Source organism: Rhodosalinus sp., from assembly GCF_041685465.1.
Lineage (GTDB): Bacteria > Pseudomonadota > Alphaproteobacteria > Rhodobacterales > Rhodobacteraceae > Rhodosalinus.
Genome location: NZ_JAWLFS010000284.1, coordinates 1 through 3,510 on the forward strand (window position 1 = coordinate 1; position 3,510 = coordinate 3,510).

Sequence of the window (3,510 nt, forward strand, 5' to 3'; positions counted from 1 at the left end):
GAGCGCAGGGTCTGCAGCACGGACAGCACGCCGACCGGCAGCAGCGCGAGCGTCAGGGCCGCCGCGACGATCGTCAGGAGCGAGCGTCGCGGCCAGCGGTGCGTCAGCCGCGTGTCGGCCCGCGTTTCTGCTCCGTCCGGACCGCTCACCCCGAGCTGGGATTCTCGGCGATGACGGCGAGCGTGGACTGATCCGTCATCTCGAGCGATTCGCTCGCGTTGACGCCGAGCAGTTCGGCGAGACGCTTGCGCCCGCGGTTCGCCCGGCTCTTCACCGTGCCCACGGCGCAGCCGCACATCTCGGCCGCGTCTTCATAGGAGAACCCCTGCGCGCCGACGAGAATCAGCACCTCGCGCTGCTCGTCGGGCAGCTTTTCGAAGGCGGCGCGGAAATCGGCCATGGCGAGGCGCCCGTCGTGATCCGGCTTCGCGGCAATGCGGCCTGCAAGCGCGCCGTCGGTGTCTGCGACCTCGCGCCGCGCGCGGCGGCGGTCCGAGTAGAAGGTGTTGCGCAGGATCGTGAACAGCCAGGCGCGCATGTTGGTGCCGGGCTCGAACTTGTCGATGTTCGTCCACGCCTTCACGACCGTGTCCTGAACAAGGTCGTCCGCGCGATTGATGTCCCGCGTCAGCGACAGCGCGAAGAGCCGCATCGGCTTGAGGTGCTCGGCGATCTCGTCGCGGGGGTCGCGGGGAGGCGTGCGCCCCTGCCCCGCTTCCTTGCGCGCTGCGGCCGTGGTCATTGATCACCCTCCTGGTTCCGCAACTGTTCCAGCAGCGCGCGGAAGCGGTCGGGCATTTCGTCCTCCACGAGGTCGTCGTAGACCCGGCGGAGGTTTTCGTCGATCAGCGAGGACGCACCGTTTTCGCGGGGGTCGGGCGCCTCGGTGCTTGGCGGGCTCTTCGGAGGTCGTTTTGAGCCGGACACTCTGTCGTCCGTTACCTGCATGTCGGTTTCACTTTCGCCTGTGTTTGTATCATTGCCCAAGTCCGACGCAACGTGTGTCTGGCCCCGGGGTTCCGAAAATTCTTCGGTTGCGCGGCTCAGCCGCGCGGCGGGCGCCGCAGGACATGTGCGATCAGCGTGATCACGAAGAGCACGATAAAGATCGCGAAGAGCACCTGCGCGATCCCGGCAGAGGTGGCGGCGATGCCCCCGAAGCCGAAGAGCCCGGCCACGAGCGCGATGACGAGAAAGACGGCGGCCCAGTATAGCATGACGCGGTCCTTTCGGCCTTGTCCGCGGTTGCCCATCAAACAGCGGGCGCCGGGACAGGGTTCCGGACCGACGTGCCGTCAGGCCCGCGCGACCCGGTCCAGCGCGGCGTGCAATGCGGGCGTCGTGAAGGGCACCTCGAGCGGGACGATGCGCAGGCCGGTCACCGGCGTCTCGACATGTTTGCCGGTGGCGAGCCAGATCACGCCCGCCCCGCGCACCATCAGATCGTTCCGGAGGTCCGGCCGCGCGAGCTCCGCGGGCGGAACGGAGGTCACGACCACGGCCACCCCGTCGAGCGCGGCGAGGATCTGTGCAAGCTCCCCGGACCGCGGGCACAGCGTGACACGCGCCGCCGGATCCCATTCGGCGATGCCGGCCGAGATGTCCTCGGCCACGACAGGGGCTTCGGTGCAGACGATGTAGTCACGCTGTGTTTCAGGGCGGTTCTGGGTCATGACGCGGGCTGCTCTGGTCAGTTATCGCGAGCGGAGTATGGAACGCGGCGGGCGGCCGTGCATTTAAATCCGACATATCGCGGAAGGACGCAATGACGACGGACTGCATCGACTGCCCGCTGCGCCGGTTGGAACATTTCCACGATTTTTCGCGCGACGAGCTACGGTTCATGCGACGGTTCAAGACGGGCGAACTGCAGGTGGAATCAGGGACGACGGTCCTGCTGGAAGGGTCGAAGGCCCCCCAGCTCTACACCGTGCTGCACGGCATGGGCGTGCGCAGCAAGGCGGTGGACGGCGGAGGCCGCCAGGTCCTCAACTTCGCGCTGCCGGGCGATTTCCTCGGTCTGCAGGCGGCGATGATGGAGGCGATGACCTATTCGGTCGAGGCGATCACGCCGATGGTCCTCTGCGCCTTCCGCCGGTCCGACATCTGGGGTCTCTACAAGCGGTTCCCCGAACGGGCCTTCGACCTCACCTGGGTCGGCGCGCTGGAGGAGCGCTTTCTCGGCGAGGCGCTCACCTCGCTCGGCCAGCGCCCCGCGCGCGAGCGGACGGGCTGGGCGCTTCTGACGCTCTACCGCCGGCTGCAAGCGCTCGGCCTCGAGACGGAGGGGCGGGGCGTGCCCTTTCCCTTCCGCCAGCAGGACCTCGCCGATGCGCTGGGCCTGTCGCTCGTGCATACCAACAAGACGCTCGCGCGGCTGCGGGGCGCGCAACTGGTGAGCTGGGCCGGGGGGCGCCTGCGCATTCCCGACACCGACAGGCTCGCGGCGGAGTGCGGCGCGGATCCGGACGGGCCGCCGCGGCGCCCGCTGATCTGAGGACGTGACGTCGCGGCACGTGCGGCCCTTGCAATCGGGACGGGGAGGAGGCACGCGTGGTGCGTTCACCCCCAGGAGCGAGGAGACGCGCCGTGCTCAGAAACGACCTGCTCGAGGAGTGGGACCGCGACAACTTCCTGCACCCCTCCACCCATCTCGCGGAATTCGCGCGCGGCAACGCGCCCCAGCGCGTCATCCGCAGCGGCGCGGGCAGCCATATCGAGGACCGCGACGGCACCCGCCTTCTGGATGCCTTCGCCGGGCTCTACTGCGTGAACGTGGGCTACGGCCGCCCCGAGATCGCCGAGGCCATCGCGGAACAGGCGCGCGAGCTCGCCTATTACCACGCCTACGTCGGCCACGGCACCGAGGCGAGCATCCAGCTCTCGAAGATGATCCTCGACCGCGCGCCGGATCACATGAGCAAGGTCTATTTCGGGCTGTCGGGCTCCGACGCGAACGAGACCAACGTCAAGCTGATCTGGTATTACAACAACATCCTCGGCCGGCCGGAGAAGAAGAAGATCATCTCCCGCTGGCGCGGCTACCACGGCTCGGGGCTGATGACGGGCTCGCTCACCGGGCTGGAGCTCTTCCACAAGGCCTTCGACCTGCCGCTCGCGCCGGTGCTGCACACCGAGGCGCCCTATTACTTCCGGCGCGCCGATGTCTCGATGAGCGAAGAGCAGTTCGTCGCGCATTGCGCCGCCGAGCTCGAGGCGCTGATCGAGCGCGAGGGCGCCGACACCATCGCCGCCTTCTGGGCCGAGCCGATGCTCGGCACGGGCGGCATCGTGCCGCCGCCCAAGGGCTACTGGGAGGCGATCCAGCCGATCCTGAAGAAGCACGACATCCTGCTCGTCGCCGACGAGGTGGTGACCGGCTTCGGGCGGCTCGGCACGATGTTCGGCTCGGAGCACTACGGGCTCGAGCCCGACCTCATCACCATCGCCAAGGGGCTGACCTCGGCCTACGCGCCGCTGTCGGGCTCCATCGTCTCCGAGAAGATCTGG

6 protein-coding genes are annotated in these 3,510 nt (G+C 68.3%); 2 read left to right on the forward strand and 4 right to left on the reverse strand.

The window, feature by feature from the left end:
* Positions 1-145 precede the first annotated feature (145 nt).
* The 4 genes from ACESL7_RS14440 to ACESL7_RS14455 all read right to left on the reverse strand — a co-directional run bounded on the left by ACESL7_RS14440 (position 146) and on the right by ACESL7_RS14455 (position 1,673).
* Positions 146-742: an RNA polymerase sigma factor gene (locus ACESL7_RS14440; RefSeq protein WP_372894000.1), complete on the reverse strand. Its 597-nt coding sequence runs from the start codon at positions 740-742 to the stop codon at positions 146-148.
* Positions 739-948 (reverse strand): NepR family anti-sigma factor, encoded by a 210-nt coding sequence (locus ACESL7_RS14445; protein ID WP_372894001.1) that lies wholly within the window; start codon positions 946-948, stop codon positions 739-741. Before ACESL7_RS14445 ends, ACESL7_RS14440 begins: the two co-directional genes overlap by 4 nt.
* Before the next feature lie 95 nt (positions 949-1,043).
* A complete protein-coding gene (locus ACESL7_RS14450; protein WP_372894002.1) occupies positions 1,044-1,217 on the reverse strand; it encodes a DUF1328 domain-containing protein in 174 nt (57 codons plus the stop codon).
* A 78-nt stretch (positions 1,218-1,295) separates the two neighbouring features.
* Entirely contained in the window at positions 1,296-1,673 is a 378-nt protein-coding gene (locus ACESL7_RS14455; RefSeq protein ID WP_372894003.1) for a hypothetical protein, read from the reverse strand.
* A 92-nt stretch (positions 1,674-1,765) separates the two neighbouring features.
* Between ACESL7_RS14455 and ACESL7_RS14460 the strand changes: the two genes are divergently transcribed.
* Positions 1,766-2,497, forward strand: coding sequence for a Crp/Fnr family transcriptional regulator (locus ACESL7_RS14460; protein WP_372894004.1), 732 nt, complete (start codon positions 1,766-1,768; stop codon positions 2,495-2,497).
* Between the two features lie 92 nt (positions 2,498-2,589).
* On the forward strand, positions 2,590-3,510 hold a 921-nt coding region (locus ACESL7_RS14465), incomplete at its 3' end, for an aminotransferase class III-fold pyridoxal phosphate-dependent enzyme (RefSeq protein ID WP_372894005.1).